Source organism: Pseudoalteromonas sp. SR41-7, from assembly GCF_014163935.1.
GTDB lineage: Bacteria > Pseudomonadota > Gammaproteobacteria > Enterobacterales > Alteromonadaceae > Pseudoalteromonas > Pseudoalteromonas distincta.
The window spans coordinates 1-15,615 of sequence record NZ_JACJEF010000018.1; the positions used below are offsets into that span (position 1 = coordinate 1).

Consider the following 15,615-nt stretch of genomic DNA (forward strand, 5'->3'; position numbering starts at 1 on the left):
ACCAAGCGCACAGGGCGTGCATCTGTGAAAGTGTTATGGCAAGGATGGCTTAAGTTACAAGCCATCCTGGAAGGCTACGATTTAGCAAAATCTCTTGAGTCAGACTTGTGATCAAGAGACAGCTAATAGCGGCTTTATTTTTGTGGGCGATTTTTTATAAAAATTATTGAATTTTTTGTATGCGTTAAGGTCTATCAGCATGCAAATATACTTATACAGTGGAATAACCATGCAAAACATGCCATCAATTAAACGTTGTACTCGAGAAGAGTTAGCGCCAGAGCAAGATTTGGGGCGTTTAGTCTCTTTTTTACGTTCGAGATTAGCCATTCATGTTGATGCCAAGTTACTTCCTATGGACTTAACTTCTGCGCAATATATTGTGGTTGTACTACTTGCGAGAGAGTCGGTTAATACGCTTGCAGGACTTTGCGAGTATATGGTTTATGATCGTGGCGCTATGAGCCGCTTACTAAACCGACTTGAAGAAAAAGGACTCATTATTAAAACGCAATGTGAGCTTGATAAGCGCTCAACTATTTTGTGTTTAAGTGAAAAAGGTAAAGCTCTTTGTCCTGAAATTATGCCTGTAGTGAACGAAGTCTATGCGCAAGCATTAAATGGTTTTTCAGAGCCAGAAAAAAACCAAATAATCGACTTACTATTCAAAGCTATAAATAATCTTGATTCACTGCCAGACTCCCCCCAAAAGTAGATTATCAATAAAATAGCGATACTGTTTCAATAGAAAGTTAGCGTGCTAATTAGTTGATCTGATTGTGCGCAGAATCTAACTTTGATAATATAGTTGCCTAGGCAATTAAGGTTATTATCTTGTTAGGTTTGTTATGATTGAAAATAATTTGTTAGTACAATTACAGCAGCAATATCCAGAACATACTTTTATGCAACATCACTTAAGTGTTGTCCATAAGGGACGTTTTGCTAACGCGATTGTGTATCGATATAAAGATAATGAATTTGATTTAATTGTTAAAGATTTTAGCCAAAGCCCGTGGTTTATCCGCAAAACATTTGCACGAATGTCGGTAAATCAAGAGTACAAGGGGTTGAGCCGTTTAGCTGAGCTTGATGCAGTTGCTAACCGCTTTTGTAGATTGTCGCCGCTAGCGGTTGCTTATAACTATATTGAAGGCACGCCACTGCGCGCTTTAATTCATGAAGACAAAACACTACCTGTTAACTTTTTTAGTGAGCTTGAGCGTCAAGTAGCAAAAATGCATCGCAAAGGCATCGTGCATTTAGACTTGCGTAATATGGGTAATATTTTATGCGGCGCAGACGGTAAACCTTATTTTATTGATTTTCAGTCCACTATTAGCTTTTCTCGTTTTCCACGTTGGTTGCAACGCTTTATGCGAGGATCTGACATGTCAGGCGTATATAAAGCATGGAATAAATTGGGTGAGCAACCTCTGCCACAAAAAAAACAAGACTATTTAGAGCGCTTTAATCACGTGCGTAAACGCTGGATTTTTAAAGGTTACCCAATACAGCGAGGCTATGCGTGGGGCGCTGCACTTATTACTCAATTTGTAGATTCTGACTTAGTACGAAATATTACTGATAGACTTTAATTTAAAGCATAAACCGTAATTTAAAAACACCTAATTCATTGTGTGATTTTGCCCATATTAGCCTAGCTAATATGGGGTTTTTTTTATTATAAGTAATCCATTTGGTTTGCTTACTTGTTGTTTAATCCCTCAAAAACAAGTCCTTTTACTGTTTTTTTAATTTTTTAAAATAAATATTAGTACTGCATTTAGTTTGCCCATACAATGCGCAAAAATAGCTTGCGCATGCTTAATAAGTTCACGTTTTTTCTGCAATTTTTTATTGTTCAAGTAGACTATAAATAATGTGCGCTTTTAAATTTTAAGGTTTTAAGATGATTGAGTATCCGGTAGACCAACTTCCACAGCTCATAAATGATTTATTGCAATGCGATACAACAGAACGCAAAAATAAATTATTAGCAGATGCGCAGTTAACGCTTTCAACAGAGCACCTGTCATTACTTTTTGAGGCGATACCAAAAGAACAACGACTTGAAATTTGGCAGTTGCTTGATGAAGACACGCAACACGAAATTTTTGTTAATTTAAGTGAAGATAGTTGTTTGTGGTTGCTACAAACGCTAGAAGACACTGAGGCTTTTAAACTTCTTGATGAAGTTAATGTAGAAGAGCTACTGGAACTTGAAGAAGTTATACCAGAGCGATTTGTTGAGTATGCAAAAAAGCAACTCGATGAAGCGCAAACCAAACAATATGATTTAGCGCAGCAATACCCGCCAGAGCAATTAGGTCACTGGTTAGGTTTTGACTTTTTAAAAGTATCGGAGAAGCTAACAGCCGGTGGTGCTAAAAAATTGCTACACAAAGGTTTACCGCAATACAGTGAAGTTATTTATTTAGTAAGCCGCAAGGGTAGTTTAATAGGTGAGGTTGCGGTAAATGATTTAATAAAAGCCAGCGACACCGATAACTTAATGACATTGGCAAATCATGACTTTTCATCGCTCCATGCTGATGATGATTTATATGAAGCGGCAGAAGTGGTGATCCACAGTGAAAAAATGGCACTGCCAGTGGTTAATGTTGATAACAAATTACTTGGGCGATTAACCATTGCCTCTGCTTATGAATTACGACAAGAAATTGCTGATGAAGCAGCCGCTAAAGCCGGTGGTTTACGTGAAGACGAAGACCTGTTCGCAAGTGTGCGAAAAAGTGCTAAAAACCGTGGCATATGGTTAGGTATTAATTTAGCTACTGCCTTTTTAGCGTCGTGGTTTATCGGTTTATTTGGCGCAACGATAGAACAAGTTGTAGCACTAGCGGTATTAATGCCAGTGGTCGCTTCTATGGGGGGAATTGCAGGTAGTCAAACATTAACCGTTATTGTGCGAGGTTTAGCGCTTGGACAGGTTACAGATTCAAACCGTAATGCGTTGCTTAAAAAAGAGCTGCGTGTTGGCGCTGTAAATGGCTTGGTATGGGCGTTTGTAATCGGCCTACTTACCTTTTTATGGTTTAACGACTTAATGCTTAGTATTACGATTACGGTAGCCATATTATTGAATTTAGTGGCCGCGTCACTAGCGGGTGTTGTTATTCCGTCTATTTTAGACAAAATGAAAATTGATCCTGCGTTATCTGGTTCGGTAATTTTAACTACCGTTACCGATATTGTTGGGTTTGTTACCTTTTTAGGTTTAGGCAGTTTATTGCTTTTATAAGCCTTATACCAATTCGCTTAATTAAGTGAATTGGTATTACTAACAGGAAAATACAATGACCTTTGAAGTCATGATTTGGTGTGCAATTGCTTTGTGTATTTCACAATCGGCAATATTTTCGGGCTTAAACTTAGCGTTTTTTTCACTAAGTAGGCTTCAGCTTGAAATGGAAAGTGCAAAAGGGAACGAGGCGGCCATAAAAGTCATGGCCCTTCGAAACGACTCTAACTTTTTATTATCGACTATTTTGTGGGGTAACGTAGGTATTAACGTACTACTTACACTACTTTCTGATTCGGTATTAATGGGCGCAAGTTCGTTTTTATTCTCAACTATCGCAATTACTATTATTGGTGAAATAACACCACAGGCTTATTTTTCGCGTAATGCGTTAAAAATGGCGAGCCTACTTTCGCCGTTAATTAAGTTTTATCAGATTCTGTTTTATATAGTTGCTAAGCCAACTGCTTTAATTCTCGATGCATGGTTAGGTAAAGAGGGGATTACGTACTTTGCTGAAAGTGAGCTCAGGGGTATTATTCGCAAACACATAGAGGCTGAAGAAGCTGATGTTCAACACGTTGAGGGAATAGGCGCGCTTAACTTTTTTAGCTTAGATGAAATAAGCGTAACCAAAGAGGGTGAGGTAATTGATCCAGACTCGATTATTGCTTTGCCTACTAAGCTTGATTTGCCTATTTTCCCAGACTTTACATTAACAACTGATAATGAGTTTTTACGCAAACTACATAAGTCAGGTTATAACTGGGTGATCATTACCAATGAAGACGGTTGGCCTTTATTAGTGGTAGATGCTGACGGCTTTTTAAGATCAGCGTTATTTGAGCCAGATACGTTTGACCCTTATCACTATTGTCACAGACCTATAATTGTTGCTGATGAAGCGATGCGTTTGAGTGAAGTGATTTTAAAAATACGGGCTAATCATTCTTTAGATAAATCGTTTGATGGGGCCATTGATCACGATGTGGTATTAGTGTGGAGCGATGTGAAACGCATTATTACCGGGGCTGATATATTTGGTCGGTTGCTCAAAGGTATGAGTGCACCAAAACTCGAACTGCATGAAAATACAGAGAATAAAAAGCCGCTGTAAAGCGGCTTTTTTGTATTTAGTTGGATGGAGCTTTACGCCCAACCTTCGTAGCGCTTACGACGTGACAGCACTATCGTTAATATAATACCTAAAAACAGGCCTAAAAACGCAATAGCACCACCGTAAGTAAGTAGCTGGCGTTTCTCTTTTGAGCTAGCAGCTTCTTTTTGAGTGCGCTCTTGCTCTAGCGTTGTTTTAAGCTTAGTAATTTGAGCAGATAACTGCAGATTTTGATCTGTTAAAGTTTGGTTTTGTTCTTGTAGCTGTGGAAGTTCTATTTGAGCTTGACGTAGCTTTTCTTGCATAGTGCTCATTTCGCTACTTAGTGTTTTGTACTGTTGGTGTAAGCCCGCTGTTTTAGTAATAAACTTAGTTTCTATCCAGCCTTCGCGGTCTTTATCATCTTTAATTTTTATAAAGCCGTTTTCTTCATTTGATAACAAGGTTAACTTTGTTCCAGCATCTACAGAGCCGAGTAGTCGATAATTTTTACTCGCCCCAGAGCGCATAAAAGTGTATAGATTATCGATAATATAAGCGGTGTTTGCATTCGTTGAATTTGCAGGTTGTGCTTCTTGTGCATAACTCATGAATGTGGTGGCTGTTAAAAGTAGCCCTAATAAACAATGTTTTAGCATTTATCTACCTTGTTGATCTAACTGCGTCCGTTATGAACGTGATTTTTATTTCACATAAGTAGTTAGATAGTATGGATTAAATAGATCAATAGCAAGACTGATATTGTAACCCAGTACGGTAACGCAGGAGTAGTTATCGAGTCCACTAGGTTACAAGCCTCACGCTATGATTAAATTGCTCCTAGATAGAACGAAATTTAATCCACAAAGGTCATCAGGCCCTAAAATAAGGTTAAAAAATTTGCATTGTTAAGGCGCTTTGTTTATTTTGAGCACTTATTTATTTTAAAGGTAATCCGCAAACCGAATGGATACTGAGATAGAACTGAAATTTTTGGTATCAGATGCCGTTATTCCACTGATCCCCTCGTTAATTACTCAATTTGCAAAAACGGTGAAGAATAAACCGTCTCGCAGCTTACAAAATGCATACTACGATACGCCAAGCAGAGAGCTTAGAGCGCTTGATATAGGCTTTCGAACGCGTTGTTCTGACAGCGAATGCGAGCAAACTATAAAGCTTGCAGGTGAAGTGGTAGGTGGTTTACACCAACGTCCAGAGTACAATTTACCAATTGAATCAAGCCGCCCTAATTTAATGGCGTTTGATGCTGATATTTGGCCTCATGGCATGCAAATAAGCGCCATTTCAAAAAACCTGTATCCAATATTTAGTACTAACTTTATTCGTCGTACTTGGTTAATTGAAACTGAAAGTGGCGCTAAAATTGAAGTCGTACTCGATAAAGGTGAAATTGCGGCTTCGGGTAAAATTGAAATTATTAGCGAGCTAGAAATTGAGCTAGTTGAGGGCAGTCGTAATGAGCTGTTTGCATTTGCAGATATACTAGTTAGCCAAAACTGCATACGCTTGGGTTTGTATTCTAAGGCCGCGCGTGGTTATCGACTTGCTGATGAAAAACCTTTAATGCCAAGCAAATCTATTGGTTTTGTACAATTACCAAAGTCGACTACTCAAGAGCGTGCTTTAGTTGAAGCTATGAACTTTGGCATTCGCTTTGTACAAAAGCACGAGCAGTGCTATTTCGATAAGCCAAGTTTAAAAACACTTAAACGCGTAACTGACGGCATCAGTTTAATCCGCCATACTTTTTGGCTATACGACGATATAGTATCTAAAGAAAGTACAGAGCACTTACGTACCGAACTTAAATGGTTATTAAGTGAATTAGCGTGGGTAGAAAACGCGATTCAATTAAAAACGTACACGTCTAAACGCCATGCTTTTTATAAAAAAATTAATGCGGCGCCAGCACTTGCTCAAGTCATTGGAGACTTAAAAGAGTTACAGCCAAGCATTGACGATATAAATGCACTGTTTCACAGCTCACGTTATAATCGTTTATTACTATCGTTAACTACCTGGTTAATCGATAAGCAATGGCGTAAAGACTGGGGGCAAGCAGAGCTTCAAGCGGCTGAGCAAAATGTGTCGTCTATTGCCAATAGGCTTTTCAATAAAGACTGGAAAAACCTGCACGAGTTGCTTCCAAAGGAGCAAACACTCGATGTCGCTTCGTATTTAAACCTACGAACTCAGCTTGAAAATAGCCTACTGAGCGGTAACTGTTTAGGATCGTTATTTGATAAAGAAGAACGCCTAGAGTTTAGATTGCCTTGGCTTGATATTTCTCATGGTATTTATGAATTAAGTACGCTTGAGTATTTAAAGCAATTATGTGCAGGGCAAGAGGACGAACAGCTTGCTAAAATCCAGTCATGGCTTGAACAAAAGTCTGAATATTTGGTCAGTGCCATGGAGCAAAGTCGCCTTGCTTCACTTGACATAGAACCTTACTGGCAAAAATAAATGATGCGCTTTTGTAATAAAATTCAGTTGCAAAAGTGTTTATTCGTTATTTTTTTATTAGTTAGTTTTAACACTTACGCTGAGCCCATATGGCATTTGTATAAAAACAAAAATGGCGTAAGTGTGTATTATCAAAGCCACAGTGATAATACCTTTGAAGTAAAAGCGCAGATGAGCGTGAAAGGCGTATCCACCAATGAGTTTTTAGAATTACTTAGTGATACCGATGCCGCACCCCAATGGCTCGAAAATATATCTCAGGTAAAGGTTATTAAGCACATAAGCCCATCAGAAAATTTAGTGTACAGTTATTTTAATTCTCCTTGGCCTGTTAGAGATAGAGATAGCATTACTTATTCTTGTTATTCACAGCTGACTGCAAATAAAAGCCAATTGCTTATTAAGGCTCGCCCTAATAAGCAGCCCAAAAACAATGGCGTTATAAGAATTACTACTTTAAATGCACGCTGGCTGCTGAGTGAGGACAAAGGCCGCCTTGATATTGAGTACCAAGTATATGCTTTGCCTGATGGGGCAATACCTACTTGGCTAAGCAATAAGGTCGGATTGAAAAGTACTTACATCACATTTATGAACTTGCATCATATGCTCACAGATAAAAAATACACTCCAAAACTACCTGTAATCAAAGCAGGTCAATGCTAAATATCGAATATATAATAATTTAATGGTGTGTTGAGTAGTCTTTAACTACGCTTAAGCAATAATGACACGCTATTATTTGGAGAATTGATGAAGTATTTAGTGGCTATATTATGTTTGATACACAGCTCATTCTTATTAGCTCAAGAATATACCTTTGGTGTAGTGCCGCAATACGAGCCGCAAAAGCTAAATACTATTTGGCAACCTTTGTTAAAGCAAGTAAGTAAGCAAACAGGGGTAACAATAAAGCTAATTACAGTTGAGTCTATTCCTGTATTTGAAAAAGCCTTTGCTAATGGCGAGTACGACTTTGCATACATGAACCCATGGCATAGTGTTGTAGCATACGAAAAACAGGGGTATTTACCACTAATAAAAGATGCAGGGCGAAAGCTGCAAGGTATTTTGCTCGTAAACAAAGACAGTGATATTGATAATTTAAGCCAACTAGAGGGCGCTGAAATAGCATTCCCTGCACCTAACGCATTAGGTGCGTCATTATTAATGAGAGCTGATTTAGCATTGTTATACGGGCTAACAATAAAGCCTGTATATGTCCAAACTCATCCATCGGTATATTTAAATGTAGCACTGCACTCAACAATGGCGGGCGGTGGTGTAATGGGCACATTTAAACAACAACCAGAAAGCTTACAAAATAAACTCAAAATTCTTTATAAAACGCGTGAAATTAGTCGCCACCCAATTGTCGCCCACCCAAGGGTTGATGCTGCAATACAGTTAAAAGTGCAACAAGCTATTTTAGATATAGGCCAAAGCGCAGAGCATAAACATTTACTTGCAGGTATCCCAATTATTAAACCTAGTATTGCAACTTTAGCAGAGTATCAGCAGTTAACTCAGTGGGGCTTGCGCTCATTTTATGTTGAAAATTAGAGGGTTTCGTAGTTTAAGGGCGCAAAGCTTTATTGTTGTATTGCTTTGTGGCTTGCTTATGGCATGTCTTTTTATGTTTTACGCATTACCTGAACAAGCGCGTTGGGTAAACGATGGGCTTTCAAAGGCTGCTCAGCGTTCTTTAGCGCAGTTATCGACTTCTATAACGACTCCGTTGTTAACTAGGCAATATGCAGAGCTATATGAAGAGATAGACAGTCAACTTCAAACTCGCCCTAATTGGAAAAGTATTAAAATTGTTGATGTTGATTCAAAAAACCAATTGTATCCGCTTGATAATTGGGTTGGAGCAAATGAAAACGGCGACATGCTGTTATCTCAACAGGTGATATTTTTAGACAAACCGCTGGCTAATATTAGCTTGGTTGTTAATTTTACTAATGAAATTAACGAATCTTCAAAACTTCATTACACCTTAATATATATACAATTTATTATTTTAGTTATCGTTTTTATAGGTTTGGCTTGGCTGGTGGATTACAGGGTTACATCGCCGTTGAGGACGCTAAAACTTGGGTTTTCACGTTTAGCCAAAGGCGACTTTGATTGCCATATAGATAAACAACAACAAAATGAAGTGGGCAGTGTAATAAATGCATTTAATAATATGGTTGATGAGGTTGCGAATAACCATCAAAAATTAAATGCATTACGAATTCAAGCTGAGTCTGCAAGTAAAGCAAAGTCAGATTTTATGGCCAGTATGAGCCACGAATTAAGAACTCCATTAAATGCAATTTTAGGCTTAGCCCAGCTGTATGGATATGATGAGAGTGCAAATAAAGTACAAAAAGAAAACGCGAAAAGCATTTATCAAGCTGGAGAACATTTACTATTACTCATAGACGATGTGCTTGATTTAACAGCTATTGAGTCGGGTAATATGCAGTTTAGTTTTTCTTATGTGCCTATTAAAAGCATATTAGAAGAGTCAGTAGAGCTTGTCACTGAGCTTATTAAAGGGCAATCAATAACACTGCAAACTCACGGTTTTGAGTCCTTAGAAGGGTTGAGTATTTATATTGATCAGCGCCGCTTTAAACAAGTGATGCTTAACTTGCTTTCAAATGCGATTAAATACAACAAACCAAATGGCAGTATTAATATTAATTGTCGGGTGTTAAGTAATAAACAATGCGAAATAGATGTAATAGATACCGGATGTGGATTTTCTCCAGATGACATTTCTCGCCTATTTAAACCTTTTGACCGCTTAGGCGCTGAAACCAGTAAAGTAAATGGAACCGGTATTGGTTTAGTGATAACTAAGCAGCTGGTAGAGCGTATGCAAGGGTCTTTGAGCGCACAAAGCGAGCAGCACAAAGGTTCTTGTTTTACGCTAAACTTTAACAGTTTTGATCAAACTGACTTGCCAGCACAAGTGCAAGCCCCTCAAATAACACAGCAAAGCTTAAATGCGGTAACGCTTCCTACGCTTGAGGTTTTAGTGGCAGAAGATCAAGTTACAAATCAGCAAGTGTTAAAACAGCAATTAACTATGCTTGGAGTGTGCTCTACTTTTGTAAGTAACGGTGAGCAAGCTTGGGAGGCCATACAAAATAAACGCTTTGATATTTTACTAACCGACATTCAAATGCCCTTACTCGATGGGTTAGGGTTAGCCAAAAAAATACGAGAAAACACTCATTTTGATGAACTGATTATAATTGCAATTACGGCCAACATTACCAAAAACAACATAGATAATTGCTATAGTTGTGGAATGAATGGCTTTTTAACAAAGCCTATTGAGCTTGTTAAATTAAAGTCGTTATTGATGGAGCATTCTCAAACTATGGTCAATACACGTTCAGAAAAATCAGATGGTGAAAATATAGCTTCAGATAGTTTTGATCAATTAGATATTACGCTACTAAAAGCAATGCTTGGTGATGATCCTAGCGTACATTGCATGGTATTTAATGCGTTTTTACAAACAGCAGGGGAGCAAATTAAATTAGCTAACGCGTATGCTAAGAGTAAAAACTATGTTGATTTAGCTTTTCAGGCTCATGCATTAAAGTCGTCTTCAAAGTCTGTTGGGGCTATTGAGTTGGCAAATATATGCCAGCAGATAGAAACACAGGCAGAAAACGAAACAGTTAAAAATGAATATATACAGCAGCTGGAAGAGCGCTTTAACGCTGTAGTCACACAACTTAAAAGCTATTGTTTACGATATGAAAAACGCACATAAAAAATGGCTCTTAAAGAGCCATTTTTTGTTTTAGGTATTTTAGTATTTAGCCGCTTGCCCTTTTTTGGGTAAAGCGTGCTGTATAAAGTCACGTAAATCGTTATTAGAGCTTTCTAAATCAGCGTGGCGAAGGTACATCATGTGTCCGCTTCTGTAGCCTTTAAAGCTCAAACGGTCTTTCATTTTACCGCTTGGGTCTAATTGCCATAACGTATATTTAGCGTCAAAGTAATTGGTTGCGCCATCAAAGTATCCTGATTGGATCATCACGTTTAAGTAAGGGTTTTGCGCCATTGCTAAACGTAGATTTTCGCCTGTATTATTACCGGTTCTATCCCATGGATGGACATTACCAAATAAGTTATATTTTACATCAGTTTTATAGTTTAACTCTTCACGTAAGTAGTGATTAATTGCAGGAGTGAAAGAGTGTAACCAAGAGGTAAGTTCAGCCCAGTAGTCTGGGGATTCACCCGCGTCTCTTTTATCCATTCCTAAATAACGAGAATCTAAGCGCCCCACAGTTTGACCGCGATCACGCAGTAGCTCTTTCCAGAAAAATTGAGTTTGAATATCTAAGTTATTTTGTTCAACAAATTTTTCTGATAAGCCAGCGTAGTGCGCCATTTTTGTAATTATGCGTCGCTTTTCATCAGCATTAATAAAGCCACCTTTAGCAAGCGCAGGGATTAACTCATTTACAGTAAACTCTTCAACTTCAGGTAATAACTCATCAAGATCTTTAGCTTGTAAATCGGCGTTAAGTGCTTTGTGATACCAAGCAGTCGCTGCAAAGTAAGGTAGGCGGTTAGCTGCTTTAATCGGACCATCGCGCTTAATACCAATGTCAGTAGGTGATACGAGAACAACACCGTTTATGTACATCCACTGACTGTTTTGAAGCTCATGAGCGAGTCCAGATACACGTGTTGTACCGTAGCTTTCACCAATTAAAAATTTAGGCGAGCGCCAGCGCTGTGCTCTATTTACAAAAGTATTTAACCACTCAGCAAGGTATTTAATATCGGCATTAACACCAAAAAATAACTCTTTTTGTTTTGCTTTGGAAGGAAGTTCGCCTTTTTCGTTTTCAAGTACGCGAGAATAGCCAGTATTTACCGGGTTTACGTAAACAATATCGGCAATATCAAGTACAGAATATGGGTTGTCTTTTACGCCATAAGGTTGAATTGGATAGCCTTCGTCATCAATTTTTAATACGCGAGGGCCAGTATAAGCAAGATGCATCCATACAGAAGCCGAACCCGGCCCGCCATTAAATGAAATAAGTAATGGGCGAGCTGTCCTGTCGTCAACTTTGTCACGTGTGTAGTAGGTGTATTGTAGTGTAGCAACCGCGTCGCCTTTATCATCCCATACAGGTTGTGTGCCTGTAGCTACGGTATAACTAAAACGCTGGCCATTAATTTTAGCCTTATGTTGGGTAACTACTTTGCTGTCTACATCAATACGACGTTGGTTATCGGCAAGCGTGCTTGTACTAATTATTAATGCAATAACGGTTATCGGTAAACTGATAATACGACTAAGCTTCATTAGGTGTCCTTATTATTGTTGATACATCATTAAAGATAAAAATGAGTTAAATAACAAAAGTATTGAGACTAGTGGCCGATAATACTGGTTAAGTAAGGTATTAATACATTGAAAGGCGCGTATTAATCGCTTTTATAGTTATTTTGGATTTACTTTCTTTATTTAGTTAATTGCAAAATTCAGGTATATTGCGGCCTACTTGTATTGATTTTTTATACAGGCTATCACCAAAAAATCTAACGGATTACGCTTTCAAGCACATAAGTGCACTCTACACCGGATGTTTATGACTAATGCTATTGCAGTAATTGCGTGGTATTTGTCGTTTTGTGGTAAAACTAATTAAAGGTAAAGAGAAGCTTTATGCAAAGAGTATTAGTGGTTGAAGACAGTAAAGTAGTGCAGCAGGTACTTCGCCACTTAACTGCACAATACCTTGATGTGGCAATCGATTTTGCTTGGTCTTTAGCTGAATGTGCCACTTACGTAGAAAAATACGACTACACGCTTGCGTTAGTTGATTTAACCTTGCCAGATGCTCCTCACGGTGAAGTCGCAAAATATACTTTATCTAAAAAGATTCCTACGGTTGTTTTAACCTCAAAAATAGATGAGTACAAGCGCCAACAAATGCTTGAATTAGGTGTCGTTGATTATGTTATTAAAGATAATCGCGACTCTTACCATTACGCCGTTAAACTAGTTGCGCAATTGCTAAGAAACCAAGGTTGTAAAGCATTAGTAGCAGATGATTCATTACTGAGCCGCTCGTTAATGAAGCAAATGCTTGAAAAGCAATTGTTTGATGTGACAGATGCCCACGATGGACAACAAGCACTCGAAATATTAAAAGCTAATCCTGATATAAAGCTACTTATGACCGACTACGCTATGCCTTCTATGGATGGCTTTGAACTTGTTAAAGCGGTACGTAACTTTAGAGGCCGAGACGACTTAGCAATTATTGGCTTGTCGGGCGCGGGGAAACATGGCCTATCAGCGCGATTTATTAAATATGGCGCCAATGACTTTTTAACAAAGCCATTTATGAATGAGGAGTTTCATTGTCGAGTACTTCAAACAATGGAGCAACTATCGTTAATTTCAGATATTAAAGAAAGCGCGCATAGGGATCATTTAACAGGGCTTCATAATCGACGCTATTTTTATCAATATGCAGAAAAGCTCCTTAAAAGTAAAAACCAGAAAAATACTCTCGCATTGTTAGATATCGATTTTTTCAAAAATATTAACGATACATTAGGCCATGAGGGTGGCGATCAGGCTTTAAAGCAGGTTGGTTCATTAATCCGTACTACGTTTTCAAAGTTTACAGTTGCACGGGTTGGTGGAGAAGAGTTTGCCATAATATTACCTGAGATAGAGCTTGAACGTGGTCGTGAATACTTTGAAGCATTTAGAAAAAAGCTGGCTAGTTACGATTTTTCTATCAGCGATAAATCAATTAAAATTACTACAAGTATAGGCTTGGCAGACTTTCAAGACACTAGCTTGACGCAGGCAATGCGTGTTGCTGACAAAGCATTATACGAAGCTAAAAACCAAGGAAGAAACTGCGTGGTATAGCTCTGTTATATAAAGCTAAGCATGCAATTAATATATTGCACGCACCAATGTAGATAACTTGTTAAATTAACGCACCTAATTGGTGCGTTTTTTTTGTTGTTTAGTTTCTGTTTTTCACTAACTTATTGTTTTAAAAAATATAAAAATAGTGGCACAAAGGTTGGATTGTTTAACCCAACAGGATAACAATAAAGAGTCCGAGGGGGCCGCTATGAAAATGATTAGTGCAATCATAAAACCATTTAAATTAGACGACGTGCGTGAAGCACTCGCTGATTTAGGAATTGAGGGGATGACAGTAGTTGATGTTAAAGGTTTTGGACGTCAACGAGGTCATACTGAGTTATATCGTGGTGCAGAATACCAAGTAGATTTTATTCCTAAGATCAAACTTGAAATTGCAACTCGTACTGAAAATTGTCAACGCGTTGTTGAAGCAATTACTAAAATTGCATCAACAGGTAAAATCGGTGACGGGAAAATTTTCGTGTACGACTTAGATCAAATTGTTCGTATCCGTACTGGCGAACTTGACGAAGAAGCAATTTAAGGGGGTCTCATGGAAAATACAATAATAGAACTAAAGTTTTCACTCGATACCTTCTATTTTTTAATATCAGGTATATTAGTAATGTGGATGGCAGCAGGTTTTGCCATGTTAGAAGCGGGCTTAGTTCGCTCTAAAAACACAGCTGAAATTTTAACTAAAAATGTCGCGCTGTATTCAATTGCATGTACGATGTTTTTATTAGTTGGCTACAACATTATGTATGTAGACAATGCCGAAGGTGGTTTTATTCCTTCAATAGGCGCTTTAATTGGCACACAAGCTGCTGATGCTGACCATTCTTTAGAATCTGATTTTTTCTTCCAAGTAGTATTTGTTGCAACGGCTATGTCGATTGTATCGGGTGCAGTTGCTGAGCGTATGAAGCTATGGGCTTTCCTTGGCTTTGCTGTAGTACTAACTGGTTTTATTTACCCTATTGAAGGTTACTGGACATGGGGTGGTGGTTTCTTATCTGAAATGGGCTTTGTAGATTTTGCAGGTTCTGCAATTGTACATGGCGCAGGTGCAGCTGCTGCACTAGCGGGTGTACTAATCCTAGGTGCTCGTAAAGGAAAATATGGTAAAAACGGTGAAATATACCCAATTCCAGGTTCAAACTTACCACTTGCTACACTAGGTACATTTATTTTATGGATGGGTTGGTTTGGCTTTAACGGTGGTTCTCAATTACTACTTTCGGATAAAGAAAACGCAACTGCGGTAGGTCAAATATTACTTAATACTAATGCAGCTGCTGCAATGGGTGCTATTGCTGCACTGTTTGTATGTAAGATACTTTGGGGCAAATCAGATTTAACCATGGTATTAAACGGTGCATTAGCAGGTTTAGTTGTAATTACTGCTGACCCACTTTCACCTTCTCCATTAATGGCATGTTTACTAGGTTTACTTGGTGGCTCATTAGTTGTGTTTAGCATTATAGCACTTGATAAAGTTAAGATTGACGATCCAGTAGGTGCTATCTCTGTACACGGTGTGTGTGGTGCATTAGGTATTATGTTAGTACCGCTAACCAATGGTGATGCAAGCTTTGTTAATCAGTTAATTGGTTTAGTGTGTATTCTTGCCTTTGTATTTGTAGCATCATTTATTGTTTGGACTGTGCTTAACAAAACAATGGGTATACGAGTAACTGAAGAGGAAGAACTAAACGGTATGGATCAACACGATTGTGGTATTGAAGCCTACCCAGAGTTTGTTTCTGTTCGAAATAGCTAATAGTTTATTTAAATAATAGTGTGTTTACATAAAGCCCTACTTCGGTAGGG

General features: G+C 38.2%; 13 protein-coding genes. 11 read left to right on the forward strand and 2 right to left on the reverse strand.

The window, feature by feature from the left end; all coding sequences use genetic code 11:
- The first annotated feature begins 199 nt into the window (after window positions 1-199).
- The 4 genes from H5092_RS17995 (at window position 200) to H5092_RS18010 (ending at window position 4,382) form a co-directional block, all read left to right on the forward strand.
- Window positions 200-715: a MarR family winged helix-turn-helix transcriptional regulator gene (locus H5092_RS17995; RefSeq protein WP_259397988.1), complete on the forward strand. Its 516-nt coding sequence runs from the start codon at window positions 200-202 to the stop codon at window positions 713-715.
- 133 nt (window positions 716-848) lie between these two features.
- On the forward strand, window positions 849-1,598 hold the full coding sequence (locus H5092_RS18000; RefSeq protein WP_182715438.1) for an RIO1 family regulatory kinase/ATPase: 750 nt from the start codon (window positions 849-851) through the stop codon (window positions 1,596-1,598).
- A gap of 314 nt (window positions 1,599-1,912) precedes the next feature.
- The gene (locus tag H5092_RS18005; protein WP_165724231.1) at window positions 1,913-3,265 is read left to right on the forward strand and encodes a magnesium transporter; all 1,353 of its coding nucleotides are present in this window, start codon (window positions 1,913-1,915) and stop codon (window positions 3,263-3,265) included.
- 55 nt (window positions 3,266-3,320) lie between these two features.
- A complete protein-coding gene (locus tag H5092_RS18010) occupies window positions 3,321-4,382 on the forward strand; it encodes a DUF21 domain-containing protein (RefSeq protein ID WP_182734457.1) in 1,062 nt (353 codons plus the stop codon).
- A gap of 32 nt (window positions 4,383-4,414) precedes the next feature.
- Here the strand turns inward: H5092_RS18010 and H5092_RS18015 are convergent, their stop codons facing one another.
- Entirely contained in the window at window positions 4,415-5,020 is a 606-nt protein-coding gene (locus H5092_RS18015; protein WP_002958928.1) for a TIGR04211 family SH3 domain-containing protein, read from the reverse strand.
- A gap of 307 nt (window positions 5,021-5,327) precedes the next feature.
- Here H5092_RS18015 and H5092_RS18020 point away from each other — a divergent pair, with 307 nt between their 5' ends.
- The 4 genes from H5092_RS18020 to H5092_RS18035 all read left to right on the forward strand — a co-directional run bounded on the left by H5092_RS18020 (window position 5,328) and on the right by H5092_RS18035 (window position 10,632).
- Complete coding sequence (locus tag H5092_RS18020) at window positions 5,328-6,851, forward strand: CYTH and CHAD domain-containing protein (RefSeq protein WP_182734460.1); 1,524 nt, start codon at window positions 5,328-5,330, stop codon at window positions 6,849-6,851.
- Complete coding sequence (locus tag H5092_RS18025; protein WP_154903669.1) at window positions 6,852-7,517, forward strand: START domain-containing protein; 666 nt, start codon at window positions 6,852-6,854, stop codon at window positions 7,515-7,517.
- Window positions 7,518-7,604: 87 nt separating this feature from the next.
- The gene (locus tag H5092_RS18030) at window positions 7,605-8,414 is read left to right on the forward strand and encodes a phosphate/phosphite/phosphonate ABC transporter substrate-binding protein (protein ID WP_182670812.1); all 810 of its coding nucleotides are present in this window, start codon (window positions 7,605-7,607) and stop codon (window positions 8,412-8,414) included.
- Window positions 8,401-10,632 (forward strand): ATP-binding protein, encoded by a 2,232-nt coding sequence (locus tag H5092_RS18035; protein WP_182734462.1) that lies wholly within the window; start codon window positions 8,401-8,403, stop codon window positions 10,630-10,632. The genes H5092_RS18030 and H5092_RS18035 overlap by 14 nt, the downstream gene beginning before the upstream one ends.
- 39 nt (window positions 10,633-10,671) lie before the next feature.
- On the opposite strand, the gene H5092_RS18040 is transcribed toward H5092_RS18035, so the two are convergent.
- Window positions 10,672-12,189, reverse strand: a complete 1,518-nt coding sequence (locus H5092_RS18040) for a S10 family peptidase (RefSeq protein WP_182734464.1) — start codon at window positions 12,187-12,189, stop codon at window positions 10,672-10,674.
- Between the two features lie 363 nt (window positions 12,190-12,552).
- On the opposite strand from H5092_RS18040, the gene H5092_RS18045 reads away from it, so the two are divergent.
- From H5092_RS18045 to H5092_RS18055, 3 genes are all read left to right on the forward strand, one after another.
- Window positions 12,553-13,776, forward strand: coding sequence for a diguanylate cyclase domain-containing protein (locus tag H5092_RS18045; RefSeq protein ID WP_002958922.1), 1,224 nt, complete (start codon window positions 12,553-12,555; stop codon window positions 13,774-13,776).
- 211 nt (window positions 13,777-13,987) lie between these two features.
- A complete protein-coding gene (locus tag H5092_RS18050; protein WP_004587162.1) occupies window positions 13,988-14,326 on the forward strand; it encodes a P-II family nitrogen regulator in 339 nt (112 codons plus the stop codon).
- Window positions 14,327-14,335: 9 nt separating this feature from the next.
- Window positions 14,336-15,565, forward strand: coding sequence for an ammonium transporter (locus H5092_RS18055; protein ID WP_024596272.1), 1,230 nt, complete (start codon window positions 14,336-14,338; stop codon window positions 15,563-15,565).
- Window positions 15,566-15,615: the final 50 nt, after the last annotated feature.

Bases quoted from the DNA above. Each gene is read 5' to 3' on its own strand.
- H5092_RS17995 (WP_259397988.1), top strand. From the start codon at position 200: ATGCAAATATACTTATACAGTGGAATAACCATGCAAAACATGCCATCA.
- H5092_RS18030 (WP_182670812.1), top strand. From the start codon at position 7,605: ATGAAGTATTTAGTGGCTATATTATGTTTGATACACAGCTCATTCTTA.
- H5092_RS18055 (WP_024596272.1), top strand. From the start codon at position 14,336: ATGGAAAATACAATAATAGAACTAAAGTTTTCACTCGATACCTTCTAT.
- H5092_RS18025 (WP_154903669.1), top strand. From the start codon at position 6,852: ATGATGCGCTTTTGTAATAAAATTCAGTTGCAAAAGTGTTTATTCGTT.
- H5092_RS18015 (WP_002958928.1), bottom strand. From the start codon at position 5,020: ATGCTAAAACATTGTTTATTAGGGCTACTTTTAACAGCCACCACATTC.
- H5092_RS18045 (WP_002958922.1), top strand. From the start codon at position 12,553: ATGCAAAGAGTATTAGTGGTTGAAGACAGTAAAGTAGTGCAGCAGGTA.
- H5092_RS18035 (WP_182734462.1), top strand. From the start codon at position 8,401: ATGTTGAAAATTAGAGGGTTTCGTAGTTTAAGGGCGCAAAGCTTTATT.
- H5092_RS18005 (WP_165724231.1), top strand. From the start codon at position 1,913: ATGATTGAGTATCCGGTAGACCAACTTCCACAGCTCATAAATGATTTA.
- H5092_RS18040 (WP_182734464.1), bottom strand. From the start codon at position 12,189: ATGAAGCTTAGTCGTATTATCAGTTTACCGATAACCGTTATTGCATTA.
- H5092_RS18000 (WP_182715438.1), top strand. From the start codon at position 849: ATGATTGAAAATAATTTGTTAGTACAATTACAGCAGCAATATCCAGAA.
- H5092_RS18020 (WP_182734460.1), top strand. From the start codon at position 5,328: ATGGATACTGAGATAGAACTGAAATTTTTGGTATCAGATGCCGTTATT.
- H5092_RS18010 (WP_182734457.1), top strand. From the start codon at position 3,321: ATGACCTTTGAAGTCATGATTTGGTGTGCAATTGCTTTGTGTATTTCA.
- H5092_RS18050 (WP_004587162.1), top strand. From the start codon at position 13,988: ATGAAAATGATTAGTGCAATCATAAAACCATTTAAATTAGACGACGTG.